This window comes from Pseudomonas sp. No.21, from assembly GCF_054558415.1.
Genome location: NZ_BAAJNO010000010.1, coordinates 102378 through 121138, shown reverse-complemented (window position 1 = coordinate 121138; position 18761 = coordinate 102378). Strand labels below are relative to the sequence as shown.

General features: G+C 67.4%; 19 protein-coding genes. 12 read left to right on the top strand and 7 right to left on the bottom strand.

The window, feature by feature from the left end; all coding sequences use genetic code 11:
• Positions 1-3: 3 nt before the first annotated feature.
• Positions 4-660 (bottom strand): thiopurine S-methyltransferase, encoded by a 657-nt coding sequence (locus tag ACYJSS_RS21355; RefSeq protein WP_111260371.1) that lies wholly within the window; start codon positions 658-660, stop codon positions 4-6.
• 100 nt (positions 661-760) lie between these two features.
• On the opposite strand from ACYJSS_RS21355, the gene ACYJSS_RS21350 reads away from it, so the two are divergent.
• Positions 761-1528, top strand: coding sequence for a DODA-type extradiol aromatic ring-opening family dioxygenase (locus tag ACYJSS_RS21350; protein ID WP_111260372.1), 768 nt, complete (start codon positions 761-763; stop codon positions 1526-1528).
• Between the two features lie 288 nt (positions 1529-1816).
• Here the strand turns inward: ACYJSS_RS21350 and ACYJSS_RS21345 are convergent, their stop codons facing one another.
• On the bottom strand, positions 1817-3496 hold the full coding sequence (locus tag ACYJSS_RS21345; RefSeq protein WP_111260373.1) for a DEAD/DEAH box helicase: 1680 nt from the start codon (positions 3494-3496) through the stop codon (positions 1817-1819).
• A 360-nt stretch (positions 3497-3856) separates the two neighbouring features.
• On the opposite strand from ACYJSS_RS21345, the gene ACYJSS_RS21340 reads away from it, so the two are divergent.
• Both ACYJSS_RS21340 and ACYJSS_RS21335 read left to right on the top strand, forming a co-directional pair.
• Positions 3857-4648 carry a crotonase/enoyl-CoA hydratase family protein gene (locus tag ACYJSS_RS21340; RefSeq protein WP_111260374.1) on the top strand — a complete coding sequence of 264 codons (792 nt, stop codon included), beginning with the start codon at positions 3857-3859 and terminating at the stop codon, positions 4646-4648.
• 20 nt (positions 4649-4668) lie between these two features.
• The gene (locus tag ACYJSS_RS21335) at positions 4669-5403 is read left to right on the top strand and encodes an alpha/beta fold hydrolase (protein WP_236204983.1); all 735 of its coding nucleotides are present in this window, start codon (positions 4669-4671) and stop codon (positions 5401-5403) included.
• Here ACYJSS_RS21335 and ACYJSS_RS21330 read toward each other — a convergent pair.
• The gene (locus ACYJSS_RS21330) at positions 5358-6104 is read right to left on the bottom strand and encodes a spermidine synthase (RefSeq protein ID WP_111260375.1); all 747 of its coding nucleotides are present in this window, start codon (positions 6102-6104) and stop codon (positions 5358-5360) included. The genes ACYJSS_RS21335 and ACYJSS_RS21330 overlap by 46 nt on opposite strands.
• Positions 6105-6280: 176 nt before the next feature.
• Here ACYJSS_RS21330 and ACYJSS_RS21325 point away from each other — a divergent pair, with 176 nt between their 5' ends.
• The 3 genes from ACYJSS_RS21325 (at position 6281) to ACYJSS_RS21315 (ending at position 9775) form a co-directional block, all read left to right on the top strand.
• Positions 6281-7609 (top strand): flavin-containing monooxygenase, encoded by a 1329-nt coding sequence (locus tag ACYJSS_RS21325; RefSeq protein ID WP_111260376.1) that lies wholly within the window; start codon positions 6281-6283, stop codon positions 7607-7609.
• Between the two features lies 1 nt (position 7610).
• On the top strand, positions 7611-8345 hold the full coding sequence (locus ACYJSS_RS21320; protein ID WP_111260377.1) for a sulfite exporter TauE/SafE family protein: 735 nt from the start codon (positions 7611-7613) through the stop codon (positions 8343-8345).
• Positions 8346-8413: 68 nt separating this feature from the next.
• Positions 8414-9775, top strand: a complete 1362-nt coding sequence (locus ACYJSS_RS21315; RefSeq protein ID WP_111260378.1) for a class II 3-deoxy-7-phosphoheptulonate synthase — start codon at positions 8414-8416, stop codon at positions 9773-9775.
• Between the two features lie 60 nt (positions 9776-9835).
• Here ACYJSS_RS21315 and ACYJSS_RS21310 read toward each other — a convergent pair whose 3' ends face one another.
• The 3 genes from ACYJSS_RS21310 to ACYJSS_RS21300 form a co-directional block, all read right to left on the bottom strand.
• Complete coding sequence (locus ACYJSS_RS21310; RefSeq protein WP_111260379.1) at positions 9836-10444, bottom strand: FMN-dependent NADH-azoreductase; 609 nt, start codon at positions 10442-10444, stop codon at positions 9836-9838.
• Positions 10445-10570: 126 nt separating this feature from the next.
• On the bottom strand, positions 10571-11578 hold the full coding sequence (locus tag ACYJSS_RS21305; protein ID WP_371921680.1) for an alpha/beta hydrolase family protein: 1008 nt from the start codon (positions 11576-11578) through the stop codon (positions 10571-10573).
• A gap of 159 nt (positions 11579-11737) precedes the next feature.
• Positions 11738-12244, bottom strand: a complete 507-nt coding sequence (locus ACYJSS_RS21300) for a DUF1993 domain-containing protein (protein WP_111260380.1) — start codon at positions 12242-12244, stop codon at positions 11738-11740.
• A 173-nt stretch (positions 12245-12417) separates the two neighbouring features.
• Between ACYJSS_RS21300 and ACYJSS_RS21295 the strand changes: the two genes are divergently transcribed.
• The 6 genes from ACYJSS_RS21295 to ACYJSS_RS21270 all read left to right on the top strand — a co-directional run bounded on the left by ACYJSS_RS21295 (position 12418) and on the right by ACYJSS_RS21270 (position 17678).
• The gene (locus ACYJSS_RS21295) at positions 12418-13326 is read left to right on the top strand and encodes a LysR substrate-binding domain-containing protein (protein WP_111260381.1); all 909 of its coding nucleotides are present in this window, start codon (positions 12418-12420) and stop codon (positions 13324-13326) included.
• 102 nt (positions 13327-13428) lie between these two features.
• Positions 13429-14628: an MFS transporter gene (locus ACYJSS_RS21290; protein ID WP_111260382.1), complete on the top strand. Its 1200-nt coding sequence runs from the start codon at positions 13429-13431 to the stop codon at positions 14626-14628.
• A gap of 10 nt (positions 14629-14638) precedes the next feature.
• Positions 14639-14986, top strand: a complete 348-nt coding sequence (locus tag ACYJSS_RS21285) for an MmcQ/YjbR family DNA-binding protein (RefSeq protein WP_111260383.1) — start codon at positions 14639-14641, stop codon at positions 14984-14986.
• 84 nt (positions 14987-15070) lie between these two features.
• Positions 15071-15379 carry a DUF2834 domain-containing protein gene (locus tag ACYJSS_RS21280; protein ID WP_111260384.1) on the top strand — a complete coding sequence of 103 codons (309 nt, stop codon included), beginning with the start codon at positions 15071-15073 and terminating at the stop codon, positions 15377-15379.
• A gap of 3 nt (positions 15380-15382) precedes the next feature.
• The gene (locus ACYJSS_RS21275) at positions 15383-15946 is read left to right on the top strand and encodes a putative glycolipid-binding domain-containing protein (protein ID WP_236204982.1); all 564 of its coding nucleotides are present in this window, start codon (positions 15383-15385) and stop codon (positions 15944-15946) included.
• Positions 15947-16112: 166 nt separating this feature from the next.
• Positions 16113-17678, top strand: coding sequence for a methyl-accepting chemotaxis protein (locus ACYJSS_RS21270; RefSeq protein ID WP_236204981.1), 1566 nt, complete (start codon positions 16113-16115; stop codon positions 17676-17678).
• Between the two features lie 55 nt (positions 17679-17733).
• Here the strand turns inward: ACYJSS_RS21270 and rhuM are convergent, their stop codons facing one another.
• On the bottom strand, positions 17734-18729 hold the full coding sequence (gene rhuM / locus ACYJSS_RS21265; RefSeq protein ID WP_111260387.1) for a virulence protein RhuM/Fic/DOC family protein: 996 nt from the start codon (positions 18727-18729) through the stop codon (positions 17734-17736).
• Positions 18730-18761: the final 32 nt, after the last annotated feature.

Below are 18761 nucleotides of genomic sequence, written 5' to 3'. Positions count from 1 at the left end.
CCGCTAGGACCGGTGCAAGCGGAACACCGGCTCGAACAGCGCGTCCAGCCCACGGGAGGCGAACTTCCAGTTCTTCTCCAGCACGTCCTGGCGCTCCAGCAGCGCCACGCTCCAGAGGGGCTCGAAGCGCTGGCGCACCTCCGCCTCCGACACCGAGAACGGCGGGCCGTCGAGGCGCTGCTGGTCATATTCCAGGGTCACCATCAGCCCTTCGCAGCGAGCCGGGAGAATCGTGCCCAGATGCGCCACATAGCGCTCGCGCATCTCCGGCGGCAGGGCGATGAGCGCGGCGCGGTCGTAGAGCCCGCCACAGTCCGCGACCTCCTGCGCATCCAGGGCGAAGAAATCCCCCTGGAGGATGTCGATGCCGCCCGCGCGGTAACGGCGCAAGGCACCCTCCTCGCTCACCTCGGGCACCAGGCCCTGCTCTTCGAAGAAGTCCGTCACCGCCTTCTCTGCCAGCTCCACACCCAGCACCCGATGGCCCCGTGCAGCCAGCCAGACCAGGTCCAGGCTCTTGCCGCACAGCGGCACCAGCACCCGCGAGCCCTGGGCCAGGCCCAGCGACGACCAATACTGCTGCAGGTAAGGGTTGACCTCATCCAGATGAAAACCGATCTGGTCGTTGGCCCATCTGTCCTGCCAGAAACTCTCGTGCACAATCCACCTGCCGATTCGATAGGAACACTCAAGAATTTATGCTGGATGTCGATACGTCCAGCCCCGAATATGGCGCTCATCCTAACGGAGGAAGTGCCCGATGCTACCCAGTCTTTTCATCTCCCACGGCTCCCCGATGCTCGCCCTCGAACCCGGTGCCAGCGGCCCCGCGCTCGCACGCCTGGCCCGCGAGCTGCCGCGACCGGAAGCGATCCTGGTGGTCTCGGCCCACTGGGAAAGCGAACGCCTGGCGATCAGCGGAGGCACACAGCTGGAAACCTGGCACGACTTCTACGGCTTCCCGCCCGAACTCTACGCAGTGCAGTACCCGGCCCACGGCGCCCCGGCGCTGGCCGCCGATGTGCAGCGACTGCTGCGCGAACACGGCCTGGACGCCGCCATCGACACGCAGCGCCCGATGGACCATGGCGTCTGGGTTCCGCTGTCGCTGATGTACCCCGAGGCGGATATCCCGGTGCTGCAGCTGTCCCTGCCCAGCCGTCTCGGCCCAGCCTTCCAGACCCGCGTCGGTCGCGCACTGGCCGCCCTGCGCGAACGCGGCGTGCTGCTGATCGGCTCCGGCAGCATCACCCACAACCTGGGCGAGCTGAACTGGCGCGCCGGACCGGAGGTGATCACGCCCTGGGCCCTGGAATTCCGCAACTGGATGGTCGAGCGCCTGGAGACTTGCGAGGAGGAAGCCCTGCACGACTACCGCGCCCTGGCACCCCACGCCCGCCGCAGCCACCCCAGCGACGAACACCTGCTGCCGCTGTACTTCGCCCGGGGCGCCGGCGGTGATTTCAAGGTGGAGCACAGCGGCTTCACCCTCGGCGCGCTGGGGATGGATATCTACAGGTTCGGTTGAGGCCCCGGGCGCACCGAGGGCGGCCCTGTAGCTTTGGTCAAGCAGACACCCTCCCCCTGGCTTTTTGGGGATCTCGGCTCATGCAGCCGCCACTAGCTGCGGACGTAGGGTGTGCTGCGCACACCTGGTGCTCGCCGGAAGCACCGTGCGGCGGTGCGCACGGCACACCCTACGGCACGAGCCCATCCTGTCGGGTCCTTAGCTCGAATCGCCACAGACAGAGCCAACCACCCAACCACCGCCCATAAAAAAGCCCCGCTATTGCGGGGCTTTTTCGTCAGGCGCTGATCAGTCTTCGCGATAGCGGCGCAGCTTCAGGGACTTGCCCGCGACGCGGGTGTCCTTGAGCTTGCCCAGCAGGCGATCAAGACCGTCTTCCGGCAACTCGATCAGGCTGAAGGTCTCGCGGATCTGGATGCGACCGATGGCGTCACGTGCCAGGCCACCCTCGTTGAGGATGGCGCCGAGCAGGTTCTTCGCGGCGATGCCGTCGCGAGTTCCCAGCGCGGTGCGGCAACGCACGCGGCCTTCGGTCAGCGGCAGCGGAGCACGACGCTCGCGGTACTCGCTACGCTCACTGCTGCGCTCGCCATCACGCTCGCGACGCTCGCGCGGCTGGGAGGCGCTCGGCACCAGCGGCTGCTCACGCTCGACGTCGGCGAGGTTCAGCGCCTGGCCGTTGGTGGCCTTGCGCAGCAGCGCCGCGGCCAGGGCACGCGGGCTGCAGCCGATGTCGGCGATCAGGCGATCCAGCAATTCGCCATGGCTGGCCTCGGCATCGGCCACCAGGGGCGCGAGGCTGGCGGTCAGCTTCTTGATGCGCGCGTCCAGCACCTGCTGGGCGTTGGGCAGACGGACTTCGGCGACCTTCTGGTTGGTCACGCGCTCGATCACCTGCAGCATGCGACGCTCGCGCGGGGTGACCAGCAGCAGCGCACGACCATCGCGACCGGCACGGCCGGTACGGCCGATACGGTGCACGTAGGACTCGGGGTCGTACGGCATGTCCACGTTCACCACGTGGGTGATGCGCGGCACGTCGATACCACGGGCAGCGACGTCGGTGGCGACGACGATGTCCAGGCGGCCGTCCTTGAGGGACTCGATCACGCGCTCACGCTGGTTCTGGGCGATGTCGCCGTTCAGCGCAGCGGCCTTGTAGCCCTTGGCTTCCAGGGCGGAGGCCAGGTCCAGGGTGGCCTGCTTGGTGCGCACGAAGGCGATCAGGGCGTCGAATTCCTCGACTTCCAGCAGGCGCAGCACGGCACCGACCTTCTGGTCGGCGTGGACCATCAGGTGAGCCTGCTCGATGCGGGCCACGGTCTGGGTCTTGGCGGCGATCTTGACGTGCTGCGGCTCTTTCAGGTGACGCTCGGCGATCGAACGGATCGACGGCGGCAGGGTGGCGGAGAACAGCACGCTCTGACGGCTTTCCGGCAGGGCCTGGAAGATCACTTCCAGGTCGTCCATGAAGCCGAGCTTGAGCATTTCGTCCGCTTCGTCCAGGACCAGTTGCTGCACGGTGGCGAGCATCTGCTCGTCACGGCGCAGGTGGTCGCACAGGCGGCCGGGGGTGGCCACGATCACCTGGGCGCCCTGGCGCAGGGCCTTGAGCTGCGGGCCCATGGGCGCGCCGCCATAGACGGCGACCACGTTCAGGCCGGGCATCTGCTTGGCGTAGGTTTCGAAAGCGGTGGCGACTTGCAGTGCGAGCTCGCGGGTCGGTGCCAGGATCAGCGCCTGCGGCTCGCGTTTGGCCGGATCGATACGGGAGAGGATGGGCAGCGCGAAGGCTGCTGTCTTGCCGGTACCGGTCTGGGCCTGGCCAATCATGTCGTGGCCGGCGAGGATCACCGGAATCGACTGGGCCTGGATGGGAGATGGCTCTTCATAGCCAACAGCCGAGATGGCTGCGAGAACGTTGGGATGAAGTCCGAGCGCGGCGAATCCGCCGATATCCTGGGTCATGGGTCTGCCTCATGTGCATCCGCAAAGACCCAAATCCCAGAGCTGCATATGCCGAAAGACCTTGTGGGTCACCCTGGCAGCCTGGGAGAGAATTTGCGAGTTGCTTATTGATATGGATGTAACGTCAAGGGTAGTCCGCGAAGCGGACGGTGCAGCCGAAGGCGAATGCCTCGAAAAATGCAGTTCCTGAACGGGGCCGGTTATGGCCGGCGCGAATCATACCGGAAAAAGCTGACCGTCGCGCGTGTTTTTCACATGTTCGTCATCAACGCCGCCGGACGGTCATTCCCTCGTGGACAACGACCGACGCCCCGGCTATATCCTCCAAGCCCCCGCCCCTCTACGCCAAAGGACACACCCATGACCCAAGCCACCCCTGGCCGCGTTAGCCGTGAAAAACGCGGCCACGTCCTGCTGCTCGGACTGGACCGTACCGCCAAGCGCAATGCCTTCGACCAGGCGATGCTCGATGACCTGGTCACGGCACTGGGCGAATACGAGCGCGATGACGACGCGCGCTGCGCGCTGGTCTTCGCCCATGGCGAGCACTTCACCGCGGGGCTGGACCTGGCCAACGTCGCCGAGACCTTCAGGAACGGCTGGCAATTGCCGCAGGGCGCGGTCGACCCCTGGGGCACCTTCGGTGGCGAGCGCCTTTCCAAGCCACTGATCCTGGCCGTACAGGGCTACTGCTTCACCATCGGCATCGAGCTGATGCTGGCCGCCGACATCAACCTCTGCGCCAGCAACACCCGTTTCGCGCAAATGGAGGTGCAGCGCGGCATCTTCCCGTTCGCCGGTGCCACCTTGCGCCTGCACCAGGCCGCCGGCTGGGGCAATGCCATGCGCTGGCTGCTCACCGGCGACGAGTTCGACGCCCACGAGGCCTATCGCCTGGGCCTGGTGCAAGAGGTACTGGCCAGTGAAGAGCTGATGCCCCGTGCGCTCTGGCTGGCCGAACGGGTTGCCGCCCAGGCCCCCCTCGGCATCCAGGCCACCCTCGCGTCCGCGCGCCAGACGGTGAGCGAAGGCGAAGAGGCGGCCGCCCGCAACCTGTCGGTGGTCGCCAAGCGCCTGCTGGGCTCCGAAGATGCCCAGGAAGGCGTCCGGGCGATGCTCGAACGCCGCCCGGGCGAGTTCAAGGGGCGCTGAAGCTGTCGGGAATCACGCTGGTGCTGCTGCCGGGCATGGACGGCAGCGGCAAGCTGTTCGCTCCCCTGATCCACGCACTGGGCAACGACCTGCACACGCAGGTCGTGCGCTATCCGCCGGAGCAACCACTGGGCTATGCGCCATTGATGGAGCAAGTCCGGCAGCAACTGCCCGTTGGCAGGCCGTTCATCCTGCTCGGCGAATCCTTCTCCGGGCCCATCGCCGTCAGCCTCGCGGCCGAACGCCCCGCCGGGCTGCTGGGCCTGGTGCTCTGCTGCACCTTCGTCCGCAACCCTCGCCCGGGCCTCGCGTGGTTGAGCGGCCTGCTGCCGCTTGTGTCTCCCCGGCTGGCTCCCCGCGCCCTGTTGAGCCGGTTGCTGCTGGGCCGGTTCGCCACCCCGGCCCTTGACCAGGCACTGGCCGACGCACTGGCGCCGTTGCCATCGGCGACCCTGCAGGCCCGGCTGCGCGCGGTGCTGGATGTGGATGCCGCCGGGCAGCTGCAGCGAATCCAGGTGCCGCTGCTGTACCTGCAGGCGGCGGAGGATCGGCTGGTGCCAGCGGATGCTGTCCGGCTCATCGAAGGGTATCCAGGGGACTTTCGCTGCCTGCGGCTGGAGGCCCCGCACGGCCTGCTGCAAGCCAGGCCGCACGAAGCCGCCCAGGCACTGGAAGGTTTCGCGAAGACGGTCGAGATCGACCCGGGCGATCAGGTCGCCGGGCGCAGCACATCCAGCAGGGGTTGCAGCGAGTAGCCCAGGCGCGGCGCCAAGGCGTCGCAGCGGGCGGCCAGGGCCTCGATGTCCAGCGTCTGCTCGAGATCGGCGGGGACGATGAGGATGACGTTGCCCTCCTTCACCGGGCACTCCCAGTAATGCCGGTGGTACAACCCGCGCAGCAGGGCAGCGCCCAGCGGACGACCGTCGTTGCCGGCCCACTGGTTGATCACCAGCCAGCCACCGGGGTTGAGGCGCTTCTGGCAGTTTTCCAGGAAGCGCCAGGCGAGGTGGCCGACGCCGGGGCCGGTGTCGGTGTAGAGATCGACGAAGATCAGGTCGGCGGTCTCGGCGCTGTCCAGCAAATCCAGGGCATCGCCGATGCGCACCGTGAGGCGCGGGTCGTCGTCGAGGCCGAGGTATTCCATGGCCAGGCGCGGCACCTCGGGACGCAGCTCGACCACTTCCACATCGTCCAGCGGCAGGAACTTCATGCACGCCTGGGTCAGGGTGCCGGCTCCCAGGCCGAGGAACAGTGCGCTCTCCGGGTACTCGTGGCACAGCGCGCCCAGCAGCATGGCACGGGTGTAGTCGTACTCCAGCCAGGAAGGATCGGCCGTGAAGACGCAGCTCTGCTCCACCGCCTCGCCGAATTCGAGAAACCGGTACTCACCCACTTCCAGCACGCGGATGACGCCGAACTCGTCATGCACCTCCGCCAGCAAACGCTCCTCGCGCATCACCACTCCCCAATCCGCCCCCGTGACATTTCGCACCAGGAGCACGCCACAAAGGCGCCGTTTGCCATTGAAGCGAGGTGCCCTCACCTCGCCATAATCCGGGCACGCCGCAGGACCCGCCAGCCGCTGCCCGAAAAAACCCGAGAAGAATAACAGCCAAGAGGTGCATCCCACTCATGTACGCCATCATCGGCGCCGGCCCCATGGGCCTTTGCGCGGCCCGCCAGTTGCAGAAGCATGGAATCCCCTTCGTCGGCTTCGAATTGCACGATGACGTGGGCGGGCTCTGGGACATCGACAACCCCCACAGCACCATGTACGAGTCCGCGCACCTGATCTCCTCCAAGCGCACCACCGAGTTCAGCGAATTCCCGATGGCCGACGACGTGGCGCCCTACCCGCACCACAGCGAGATGCGTCGCTACTTCCGCGATTACGCCGGGCATTTCGGCCTGCGCGAGCACTACCAGTTCGGTACCCGCGTCCAGTCGCTGGAGCGCCAGGACAAGGGCTGGAAGCTCACCAGCGAGCGCAACGGCGAACGCCGCGAATGGCAGGTGGATGGCGTGCTCATCGCCAACGGCACCCTGCATGCGCCCAACCAGCCGGAGCTGCCCGGCCGCTTCGACGGCGAGCTGCTGCATTCGGCCGACTACCGCTCCCCGGCGCTGTTCGAGGGCAAGCGCGTGCTGGTGATCGGCTGCGGCAACTCGGCCTGCGACATCGCCGTCGATGCCGTGCACCGCGCCCGCTCGGTCGACATCTCGGTACGCCGTGGCTACTACTTCCTGCCCAAGTTCCTCCTCGGCCGCCCCATCGACACCTTCGGCGGCGCGGTGAAGCTGCCACGCCCGCTCAAGCAGCGCATCGACGGCGCCCTGATCCGCGCCCTCATCGGCAAGCCCTCCGACTACGGCCTGCCCGACCCGGACTACCGCCTCTACGAATCCCACCCGGTGGTGAACTCCCTGGTGCTGCACCACCTCGGCCACGGGGACATCAGGGCGCGGCCCGACCTGGCCAGCGTCGAAGGCCGCCAGGTGGTGTTCTGCGACGGCAGCCGGGCGGACTACGACCTCATCCTCCAGGCCACGGGCTACAAGCTGGACTACCCCTTCATCGCCCGCGAGGAGCTGAACTGGCCCGAGCGCGCCGGGGCCCCGCAGCTGTACCTGAACATCTTCCATCCGCAGTACGACGACCTGTTCATGATGGGCATGGTGGAAGCGTCGGGCCTCGGCTGGCAGGGCCGCGCCGAGCAGGCCGAGCTGGTGGCGCTGTTCATCCGCCAGTGCCGGGCCGGCAGCGCCTCGGCCGCAGGCTTGCGTCGCCTCAAGGCCGAGCGCGCCGGGCAGCGCCTGGATGGCGGCTACGCCTACCTGGAGCTGGAGCGCATGGCCTACTACGTGCACAAGGACAGCTACCGCAGCCGCGTGAAGCGGCATATCGACGAGCTGCGCCGCGACCTGCGCGAACAGCCCGCCGACGCCCCCGCGCTGGCCTGAGGTGGCCGGCGATGCCTGGCTCTGGCTGGGCCTGTTCATCCTCTTCGCCTATGGCCTGGAAGCCGTCACCGGCTTCGGCAGCACGGTGGTCGCCCTGTCCCTCGGCGCCCTGCTGCTGCCGATCGACCGGTTGCTGCCGGTGCTGGTGCCGCTGAACCTGCTGATGAGCGGCTACCTCGCCTGGCGCTACCGGCACCTGGCGGACTGGCCGCTGCTGCTGGGCGGCATCCTGCCGGCCATGCTCGTCGGCACCCTGCTCGGCTACGCCCTGCTGCCCTGGCTCGATGGCGGCGCGCTGAAGCGGGGCTTCGGCGTGCTGATCCTCGGGTTCGCCCTGCGCGAGCTGTGGCGGCAGAGGCACGAGCGTCCCCGGGGCCGCACGCCCCTCTGGATGACCCGCCTGCAGATCGGCGCCGGCGGCCTCTGCCACGGCCTGTTCGCCTCGGGTGGCCCGTTGCTGGTCTACGCGCTGGCCGCGACACCCCTGGGCAAGGCGCGCCTGCGGGCCACCCTCGCCTGCGTCTGGCTCGGCCTCAACGGCCTGCTCAGCCTGGCCTTCCTGGTGGACGGCCGCCTGGTGCCCGCCCTGCCCCACCTGGCGCTCTACCTGCCGCTGCTGGCCATCGGCGTGCTGGCGGGCGAGTGGCTGCACCACCGCGTGGCCGAACGGTACTTCCGCACCGCCATCCACCTCTTGCTGTGCCTCTGCGGCGTGCTGCTCGCCTGGCGTGCCTGAAGCGCTGGCAGCGCGAGGCCTTTCGGTTACCATGCGCCATCCGCCACACAGCCCTGATCGAGACCCTGATGAGCAACTTGTCGTCCAGCGCAGACTGGAGCCCGGAAAGCTGGAGAACCAAGCCGATCCTGCAACAGCCGACCTACCCGGACGCCGCGCGCCTGGCCCAGGTCGAGCAGACCCTGGCCAGCTACCCGCCCCTGGTGTTCGCCGGCGAGGCACGCGAGCTGCGCCGCCAGTTCAGCGAAGTCACCGAAGGCCGCGCCTTCCTCCTCCAAGGGGGCGATTGCGCGGAGAGCTTCGCCGAGTTCTCCGCCGCGAAGATCCGCGACACCTTCAAGGTGCTGCTGCAGATGGCCATCGTCATGACCTTCGCCGCCGGCTGCCCGGTGGTGAAGGTGGGGCGCATGGCCGGCCAGTTCGCCAAGCCGCGCTCGGCCGATGACGAGACCATCGGCGGCGTCACCCTGCCCGCCTACCGGGGCGACATCGTCAACGGCATCGGCTTCGACGCCGCCAGCCGCGCACCGGACCCGGAGCGCCTGCTGCAGGCCTACCACCAGTCCACCGCCAGCCTCAACCTGCTGCGCGCCTTCGCTCAGGGCGGCTTCGCCGACGTGCACCAGGTGCACCAGTGGAACCTCGACTTCATCGCCAACTCGGCGCTGACGGAGAAGTACAGCCAGCTCGCCGACCGCATCGACGAGACCCTGGCCTTCATGCGCGCCTGCGGCCTGGACAGCGCCCCGCAACTGCGCGAGGCGAGCTTCTTCACCGCCCACGAAGCGCTGCTGCTGAACTACGAACAGGCCTTCGTGCGCCGCGACAGCCTCACCGGCGGCTGGTACGACTGCTCCGCCCACATGCTCTGGATCGGCGACCGCACCCGCCAGCTGGACGGCGCCCACGTCGAGTTCCTGCGCGGCGTCGGCAACCCCATCGGCGTCAAGGTCGGCCCGAGCATGCCGAGCGAAGACCTGATCCGCCTGATCGACATCCTCAACCCGGACAACGACCCGGGCCGACTCAACCTCATCGTGCGCATGGGGGCCGAGAAGGTCGGCGAGCACCTGCCGCGGCTGATCCGCACCGTGCAGGCCGAAGGCCGCAAGGTGCTGTGGAGCTCGGACCCGATGCACGGCAACACCATCAAGGCCTCCAGCGGCTACAAGACCCGCGACTTCGCCATCATCCTTTCCGAGGTGAAGCAGTTCTTCCAGGTGCACCAGGCCGAGGGCAGCCATGCCGGCGGCATCCACATCGAGATGACCGGGCAGAACGTCACCGAATGCATCGGCGGCGCCCGTCCGATCACCGAGGACGGCCTCTCCGACCGCTACCACACCCACTGCGACCCGCGCCTGAACGCCGACCAGTCGCTGGAGCTGGCCTTCCTCATCGCCGAGACGCTGAAACAGGTCCGCCGCTGACGACAAGCCTTCAGAAACGACGAAGCCCCGCACATGCGGGGCTTCGTGTTTTCAGCGGGCTCAGGCGGCGACGAACAGCTCGCCGATGCGCTGCTGGGCGCCCTTGATGGCGTTGGCGCGGGGGTCTTCACCGTAGGCCAGGCCTTCGGCACGGACGATCTCGATGTCGGTGATGCCGAGGAAGTTCAGCACCTGCACCAGGTAGGCCTCATGGGCCTGGCCGCTGGGCTGGCCGGCATGGATGCCACCGGCGGTGGAGACGATCACCACCTTCTTGCCACCGGCGAGGCCCTTGGGGCCGTTCTCGTCATAGGCGAAGGTCTTGCCGGCGACGGCGATGCGGTCGATCCAGGCCTTGAGCTGGGTCGGCACGGTGAAGTTGTACATCGGCGCACCGATGACGATGGCGTCGGCGGCGAGGAATTCGGCGAGGGTTTCCTCGGCCAGCTTCACCTCGGCCTTCTGCGCAGCGTCGCGCAGTTCCGCCGGGGTCCCGCCGGCCACCAGGCTGGCAGCGGAAAGGTGGGCGTAGGCGTCGGTGGCGAGGTCACGGTAGCTGAGCTGGACGCCGGCATGGGCGGCCTGCCAGGCCTGCACCACGGCGCGGCTCAGTTGGCGGGAGGCGGAGGCGTCGCCGAGGATGCTGGAATCGAGGTGCAGAAGTTTCATGGGTATCCCCTGATCTGGCGATCACCGGATGTGATCGAAGTGGGGAGAATCCTATCCACGAAGCGAAAGCCTTATTAGTCGGCAAAAATGCGATGCACCGTCCCATCCATGAGACGAAACGGCGCCTCAGCGCGATGAGGTCTGCAGGTCGCTCAGGGTCTGGGTGAAGAAGCGCACCGCCTCGGCGTTCAGCTCGCGGTGGATGGCGACCCGGTCGACACCCTCGGCGTCCTGGCACAGCTGCGGCAGCATGGCGTCCATCTCGGCCGAGCACGGCGCCATGAACACGAAGTGCCCCGCCCCTGGAAGCAGGCGGAAATCCGGCGGGTTCGGCAGCCTGCGCTGCAGGGCGCCGGCGTTCTGCTCCAGCTGCAGGGTGCGGTCGTCGTCGCCGGAATAGAGCAGCACCGGCACCTGCACCGGCTCCAGTTCCTTGCGGCCGAACATCAGGCCCAGCGGCGCCATCAGCATCAGCGCTCTGACCCGTGAATCGGCGATGGCTTCAAGGTCGTCGCGGTCGGAGATCAGTTCGCCGGCATGCCCGCAGGCGTCGCTGTCTTCGGGCCACTGCCGGCAGTAGGCGCGCAGGCGTTCGGGCTCGGGCTGCGCGCCGGCGAGGATCAGCGCCGTCTCGCCACCGGCCGAGTAGCCGATCACCCCGACCCGCTCGGTATCCAGGCTGCCGGCCAGCACCGGGTCCTGCTCGGCGGCGTCGATGGCGGCGGTCAGCTGCAGCGGGCGCCCGTAGAGGTTGCTCAGGGTGCCGCTGCGGCTCTGGTCCTTGTAGTTGTCACCGGTGTGCAGCACCGCCAGCACGACGAACCCACGCCGCGCCAGTGCGGTGGCCAGGTCGTGGTGGGCCAGGGGCGAGCCGCCGTTGCCGTGCGACAGCAGCACCAGCGGGAAACGGCCGCCGGCGATGGGGGCATCCAGGCCGGCGTCGACCTGGTATAGGCCGAGCTCGGTAAGCGTGGGCTCACCCGCTGCCGGGTAGAAGGCGACCGCGCTCATCTCGCGCTGCTCGTCCACCGGATCGGTGAGGACCAGGCGATGCACGCCGACCGCCTGTGCGCCGAATACGGGGAGCGCCACCAGCAGCGACGCCAGGGCCAGTACTGCAGAAAGACGAACCAACATGGTGCTCACCTTCCGTTCCAGGTTCAGGAATCGGGCGTGCCTGCCATCAATTGCGCCTTGCTTCGTTCCTTGAGCCGGCAACGCCGACGGACCACTCCGCCGGCGCTACTCGCGTTGCATGGATCGCGCCACAGGCGCGTGGCGCGGGGGCAGCCGTCAGATGCCGCCGAGGAAATCCATCTTGCCGATCTTCACGCCGTTGTGGCGCAGGATGTTGTAGGCGGTGGTGAGGTGGAAATAGAAATTCGGCAGGGAGAAATTGAGCAGGAAGTCCTGCCCGGTGAAGCTGATCTCGTTGCCGCGCATCTTCAGCACCACGGTGCGCGCCGCACTGCCCTCGAGCTGCTCCGGGCGGATCTCGCGGATGAGGCCAAGGGTGCGCGCGATGCGCTCCTGCAATTCCGGGAAGCTCGCCTCGGTATCGGCGAAGGACGGCACTTCCAGCTGCGCGAGGCGGGCCGCGCAGCCTTTCGCCGAGTCGGTGGCGATCTGTACCTGGCGCGCCAGGGGGAACATGTCCGGCGCCAGGCGCGCGGAGATGAATACCCCCGGATCGATGCCTTGCGCCTCGGCATGGGCGGCAGCTTTTTCGAGGATGGCGGAGAGGTTGCCGAGCATGCGGGTGAAGACCGGGATGGAAGCCTCGTACATGGACAAGGACATGGGTGCTGACTCCGTGATGGCAGGGGACCGGCCGGGCGAAGTGCCGGCGACGCTCCACGATACACCCGCGGTGGGCGCCGTGTGCAGCCGCGCGCGATTGTCCCGTCGATGAAATCCGTGGCGCGCGATTCCCCGCCGATGCCATAGTTCGTCCCTTCCACAGGACGACATTCATGCAAGACCTCAACGACCTCTTCTACTTCGCCAAAGTCGTCGAGCACGGCGGCTTCGCTGCGGCCGGACGCCTGCTGGGCATCCCCAAGTCGCGCCTGTCCCGGCGCATCGCCGAGCTGGAAACCCGCCTCGGCGCCCGCCTGCTGCAGCGCACCACACGCAAGCTGGCACTGACCGATGTCGGCGAACGCTACCTGCGCCATTGCCAGGCGATGCTGCTGGAGGCCGAGCAGGCCGACGAAGCCGTGGCTTCGCTGACCAGCGAACCGCGCGGGCGCATCCGCGTGTCCTGCCCCACCGAGGTGGCGCGCATGCGCCTGCGCCATGTGTTCCCCAGTTTCCTCCAGCGCTACCCGCAGGTGCAGCTGGAAGTGATGCTGAGCAACCGCCGCATCGACCTGGTCAACGAAGGCGTCGACGTGGCGCTGCGGGTACGTGAACAGGACGACGAGGACCCCTCGCTGATCTGCCGCCAGCTGAGCCCCGCCCGCGCCATGCTGGTATGCGCGCCAAGCCTGCTCGAGGGCGTGACCCTGAATGGCCCGGATGACCTGCACCGGTTGCCGGCGCTCGGCGCCCTGGAGACCGATCGCCGCCTGCACTACCTGCTGCGCGACAGCCGCGGCAATCGACGTGACATCGTCCTGGAAGCGCGCCTGAGCATCGAGGACTTCGAGATCCGCAAGCTCGCCGCGCTGCAGGGCCTGGGCATGACCATGCTGCCGCAGATGAACTGCCAGCAGGAGCTGGAAGCCGGCACCCTGGTGCGCCTGCTGCCGGGCTGGGAACTGCCGGGCGGCAACCTGCAGGCGGTCTATACCCATAGACGCGGCATGCTGCCGGCCGTGCGCGCCTGGATCGAGCACCTGACCGAGGCCTGCCAGGCAGAGGGGCTGCTGCCGATCTGAAGCCCGCGCTCGAGAGAGGAAGACAGATAGTTAGCTAGCTTTCTTCCACCTCCAGGCTGCGCGATGATGGCGCCTCTCCCAGCCCCACCCGGACAAGCCCCCATGAGTGCCGCCGAGCAGTCTGCGACCACCGTCACCTTGCAGATCGTCTCCATCGTCTTCTTCACCTTCATCAGCTTCCTCTGCATCGGCCTGCCGCTGGCCGTGCTCCCGGGTTACGTGCACAACGACCTCGGCTACGGCTCGGTGCTGGCGGGCATCGTCATCAGCACCCAGTACGCCTCCACCCTGCTCTCCCGGCCCGTGTCCGGCGCCGTGGCCGACCGCCAGGGGCCCAAGCGCGCCGTGCTCTACGGACTCGCCGGCTGTGCGCTGAGTGGCGTGCTGACCCTGGCCTCCACCTCGCTGCAGCAGTTCCCCACCCTGAGCATGGCGCTGCTGCTGGCCGGGCGCGTCGCCCTCGGCGTGGCCCAGGGCCTGGTGGGCACCGGCTCCATCAGCTGGGGCATCGGGCGGGTCGGTGCCGAGAACACGGCGCGGGTCATCTCCTGGAATGGCATCGCCTCCTATGGCGCCGTGGCCCTGGGCGCGCCACTGGGGGTGCTGATGGTGGGGGGCATGGGGCTATGGAGCATGGGCGCGCTGATCGCCCTGCTCGGGCTCGGCGCCCTGGCACTGGCCTGGAACAAGGAAGCCGCCCCCATCGTCCAGGGCGTGCGCCTGCCATTTCGCAACGTCTTCCTGCGCATCGCCCCCAACGGCACGGCGCTGGCCCTGGGCTCCATCGGCTTCGGCACCCTGGCCACCTTCGTCACTCTCTACTACGCCAGCCGCGGCTGGGACGGCGCCGCCTGGTGCCTGACCGCCTTCGGCTGCGCCTTCATCGGTGCGCGGCTGCTGTTCGCCGGTGCCATCAACAGCCGTGGCGGCTACCGGGTGGCCATCGCCTGCCTGGGCATCGAAAGCCTCGGCCTGCTCCTGCTGTGGCTCGCCCCGCAACCCTGGCTGACCCTCTGCGGGGCGGCGCTGACCGGCTTCGGCCTGTCGCTGGTGTACCCGGCGCTGGGCGTCGAGGCCATCTCGCGCATTCCCGCCTCCAGCCGCAGCTCGGCCCTGGGCGCCTACGCGGTGTTCTTCGACCTCGCGCTGGGCATCGCCGGGCCGCTGATGGGGGTCATCGCCACGGGGTTCGGCTTCGGCGCCATCTTCATGGTTGCCGCCGGCATGGCCCTGGCAGGTATGCTGCTCGGCCTCTACCTGCTGCGCGTCGACGAACGTGGCGCGCCGGATCGCCTCTCCTGAAGGAACGCCCATGACTGCCGATGAAATAGCCGCCTTCTGCCTGCAACTGCCGGGCGCCCGTGAAGACCTCAAGTGGGGCAGCAACCGGGTGTTCTCGGTGGCCGAGAACAAGATGTTCGCGATCCTCGACTTCCTCGGCAGCGACCTGGCCTTCAAGGTGGACGCCGACCTGTTCCTCGGCTACGTCGACCGCCCCGGCATCCGTCCGGCCCCCTACCTCGCCCGCGCCCACTGGGTGACCCTGGCCATGCCGCCTTCGGTGGGCGATGAAGAGCTGCGCGCAGCGCTGACTCGCTCTCACCAACTGGTGGTCGCAAAACTGCCGAAGTACAAGCGCGCCGGCCTGCTGCTGGACTGATCCCCCGGCTGCGACAATCGGCCCGCTGCGCAGGCGACGCAGCCGTTCTATCGTCCGCGTTCAACTCATAACAAGGACGTCACCATGCTTGCGCGCCTGTCCGCTCTCCTCGCCCTGGTCGCCTTCGGCGGCTATACCCTCCATGTCATGTCCATCAGCGAACAACCGCTGCTTGAGTTCGGCGCCCAGTTGATGAGCCGCCCGGATACGGCACAGGTGGTGATCGATCTCTACCTCGCCTGCGGCCTGATCGGCATCTGGATGTACCAGGACAACCGCCGCCAGGGACGCGGGCTGCTCTACCTGCTGCCCTTCTACCTGGTGACGGCCGTGTTCGCGTCCATCGGCCCGCTGCTCTACCTGGTGCTGCGCCGCCCCACCGCCAAGGAGTGAAGGATGAAGGCCACTGCGCTGTGGCAGCACATCTGGAACGACCAGGCCCCGGCCAGGGGGCTCGAACAGCTGCGCCTGGACGGAAGGCAGGCGGACGCCTCGATGCTGGCCTTCGATGAAGGGGGCGAGCCCTATCGCCTGGTCTATCGGATGGATTTCGACGAGCGCTGGCGACCCAGGCGCTGCCACATCCGCGTCGAAGGCGGGTTCGGCGTGCGCGAGCTGCACCTGCGCCGCAATCCCCGCAACGAATGGCGCGACGGGCCAGGCAATCGCCTGCGAACGCTGGACGGTTGCCAGGACCTCGACCTCTGGCCGACGCCCTTCACCAACAGCCCGGCCGCCTGGCGTCTCGGCCTGGCGCACGATCAGCGCGAGGAAATCGCCGTCGTCTTCATCGAGGCGCCCACGCTCGAAGTGCGCGTGATGCATCAGGCCTACACCCGCCTGGACGCACGCCACCTGCTGTACCAGAACCTGGACGGCAGTGGCTTCCATGCAGTGCTCAGGCTGGCTGCCGACGGCCTGGTGGAAGACTACCCCGGGATGTTCCAGCGCCTGCGCTGAACACTTCACCAGTGCGGCCGTGCCACCGCGAAGGCTCTAGAGCGCCATTCGCGGGAAAAATTCCCGATAGTGGAGCGTAAAGTCTTAGATACACTTCACAGAAATTTTCGGCTCAACTTTGGTGCGTGCAGGCCGATACCCGCTCCAAGCCTTGCGGAAGAACACTATGAGAAACAATCAGCCAGTCACTCAACGCGAACGTACTTTCCCTCCCCAGCAACGTCTGATCTCCACGACGGACAGCAAGGGCGTGATCACCTATTGCAACGAAGCCTTCACCGATATCAGCGGCTACAGCCGTGACGAGCTGATCCGCTCGCCGCACAACCTGGTGCGCCACCCGGACGTCCCGCCTGCCGTCTTCGCCCACATGTGGACGACCCTGAAGAAGGGCCGCCCGTGGATGGGCATCGTCAAGAACCGCTGCAAGAACGGTGATCACTACTGGGTCAACGCCTACGTGACGCCGATCTTCGAAGGCAGCCAGGTGGTCGGCTACGAGTCGGTGCGGGTCAAGCCCACCGCCGAGCAGATCCGCCGCGCCGAGGCGCTGTACCAGCGCATCAATGCCGGCAAGTCGGCCATTCCCGGTCGCGATCGCTGGTTGCCCGTGGTGCAGGACTGGTTGCCCTTCATCCTCATCAGCCAGATCGGCTTCATGATCGGGGCCTGGCTCAACTCGCACTGGGGCTTCCTCCTCGCCGCGCTGCTTTCCGTGCCCCTAGGCCTTAGCGGGCTGGCCTGGCAGAACCGTGGCATCAAGCGCCTGCTGCACCTGGCCGAACAGACCACGTCCGATCCGCTGATCGCGCAGATGTACACCGACAGCCGCGGTGCCCAGGCACGCCTGGAGATGTCCATCCTCAGCCAGGAAGCGCGCCTGAAAACCTGCCTGACCCGCCTGCAGGACACCGCCGAACACCTCACCGAGCAAGCCAGGGAAGCCGATGCACTGGCCCACAACAGCTCCGAGGGGCTGGAACGCCAGCGCGTTGAGACCGAGCAGGTGGCCACCGCCGTGAACCAGATGGCCTCGACCACCCAGGAAGTGGCCAGCAACGTGCAACGCACCGCCGACGCGACCCAGGAAGCCAACCGCCTCACCGGCCAGGGCCGCAGCATCACCGCCGAGACCCGCGAGGCCATCGAGCGCCTGTCGCGCGCGGTGGGCGAGACCGGCGAGACCGTTACCCGCCTGGCCCAGGACAGCAACGAGATCGGTGGCGTGGTCGACGTGATCAAGGGCATCGCCGATCAGACCAACCTGCTGGCACTGAACGCCGCCATCGAAGCGGCGCGTGCCGGCGAGATGGGCCGCGGCTTCGCCGTGGTCGCCGACGAGGTGCGCCAGCTGGCGCAGCGCACCGCCGAATCCACCGGGCAGATCCACCAGCTCATCGCCCAGCTGCAGAAGACCGCCGAGGAGGCCGTGCGCACCATGGAGGCCGGTCGCCGCCAGGCCGACGAGGGCGTGGAACGTGTTCTGCAAGCCGACCAGGCCCTGGTGGGCATCAGCGAGGCGGTGGCCAACATCACCCAGATGACCGACCAGATCGCCGCCGCCACCGAGGAGCAGAGCGCCGTGGCCGAGCAGATCAACCAGAGCATCAGCAGCATCGCCCAGCTCGCCGACCAGACCTCCGGCGAGGCCCAGCGCACCGTGCTGCTGAGCGAAGAGCTGACCACCACCGCGCAAGGCCAGTACTCGTTGGTGGACCGCTTCAACCGCTGAGTCAGCGGGCATGAAAAAGGGCGCCTGGGGGCGCCCTTTTCCTTTGCCTGCCGGTTCACTCCATGATCAGGTTCATCACCAGGTGGACCATCAGCTCCTTCTGTCGCGGATCGCTCTGGGCCACCAACAGGGCGATGGCCGCGAGGGCGTTGTCATTGATCTTCAGTTCGCCATCCGTCTTCAGGTGATGTCGGTTTCGCCTCAGGAACCAGATGAACAAGAAGGCTCCGATGCGCTTGTTGCCATCGGTGAAGGGGTGGTTCTTGATCACCATGTACAGCAGGTTGGCCGCCTGTTCCTCGATGCTCGGGTAAAGGAACTGCCCGCCGAAGGACTGCACGATATTGCCCAGCAGCCCCTCGAAGCTGTCGTCCTTCGGCTGGCCGAACAGCTCGCTGGCCTCCCCCCTGTGCATCAGGTCGGCCTTCAGCGCGGCGATGCATTCGGCGGCCTCGCCCGGCTCGATCACATAGCGGATGTCTTCGGTGAAACCATCGCGGGCAAGGCGTTCGCCGTCGAACTGGTTGAGCAGCAGGAAGGTACGCGCATAGCCGGCGATGACGCTCACCAAACCACGCGCCTCGGTCAGGCTGGCCCGATCCACCAGGCCGTCACGGAACAGCGTCAGGGTCTTCTGCAACTGCCCGATACGCGCCTGCTGCGCCTCCAGCCTTCGCCGGTTGAGGCTGTAGCCCTGGAGCAGGTGCTCCTTGAGCACGCCGTTGGCCCAGATGCGGAAACGCGTGCCCTGGGTCGACTTGACGCGATAGCCGACCGAGATGATGACGTCGAGGCTGTAGTGCGACGTGTCATAGAACTTGCCGTCCGCGGCAGTTATCCGGAAATCCCGGATAACTGCCGACTCGCTCAGCTCCCCCTCACGGAAGATATTGCGGATGTGCTCGCTTATGGTTCGTACGTTCTTGTCGAACAGCTCCGCCATCTGCCGCTGGGTCAGCCAGACGGTCTCCCCCTCCATGCGTACCTCGGTAACGCTTTCCCCTTCCCGCTGGTAGATCAGGATCGGCAGGGTTTCCTGCAAGGCATCCATATCGTCGCCCTTCCTTGTGGTGATGGACTCCG